Annotated in this window: 1 protein-coding gene; it reads left to right on the forward strand. The window is 29.3% G+C overall.

Going from position 1 to position 909, the window contains the following annotated elements; genetic code table 11:
* Nucleotides 1-19: 19 nt before the first annotated feature.
* The coding region (locus tag ACF91D_RS30765) for an ABC transporter permease (protein WP_392438548.1) at nt 20-909 on the forward strand (890 nt) is incomplete at its 3' end.

Consider the following 909-nt stretch of genomic DNA (forward strand, 5'->3'; position numbering starts at 1 on the left):
AATTTTACAGGAGGCATACATGTTTTTAGCTTGGAATGAAATCAAAAGAAATAAATTGAAATTCAGCTTAATTATCGGTGTACTTATTATGATTAGTTATTTACTTTTTCTACTTTCTGGTTTGGCAAATGGGCTTATAAATATGAATAAAGAAGGCATAGACAAATGGGAAGCAGATGCAATCATTCTCAACAAAGATGCAAACCAAACGGTTGAGCAATCTATCTTTGATAAAAATAAATTATCTGATAAATATGAAGAACAGACTACACTTAAACAAACAGGTGTGATTGCTTCTAATAGTAAGCAAGAAGAAAATGCCTTACTATTTGGTGTTACAGCTGATTCCTTTTTAGTACCTAATATTATTGAAGGAAGTAATGTTAAAAACAATAATGAAGTAGTGGCAGATGCTACATTGAAAGATAAAGGGTTTCATGTTGGTGATCAATTAACTTTATCCCAATCAGATGAAAAATTGAAAATAGTAGGTTTTAGTGAAAGTGCTAAATACAATGCCTCTCCTGTCTTATTTTCTAATAACAAAACAATAGAGAAAATCAATCCAAAACTTACAAATGATAAGACAAACGCCATAGTCCTAAAAGACGATAAATGGGCAGATAAAAATACAGATAATGATTTAGAAGCAATAAAAATTGATGATTTTGTAGAAAACTTACCAGGTTATCAAGCTCAAAATCTAACATTAAACTTTATGATTACATTCTTATTTGTCATATCTGCTACTGTAATTGGTATATTTTTATATGTAATAACACTTCAAAAAACAAATTTATTTGGAGTGCTTAAAGCACAAGGTTTCACTAATAGCTATTTAGCAAAAGTAGTATTAGCACAAACTTTTATCCTATCCCTTATTGGAACATTAATTGGTTTAGGTCTAAC

Source organism: Staphylococcus sp. 231237_7MaSpsaltlick (genome assembly GCF_043107035.1).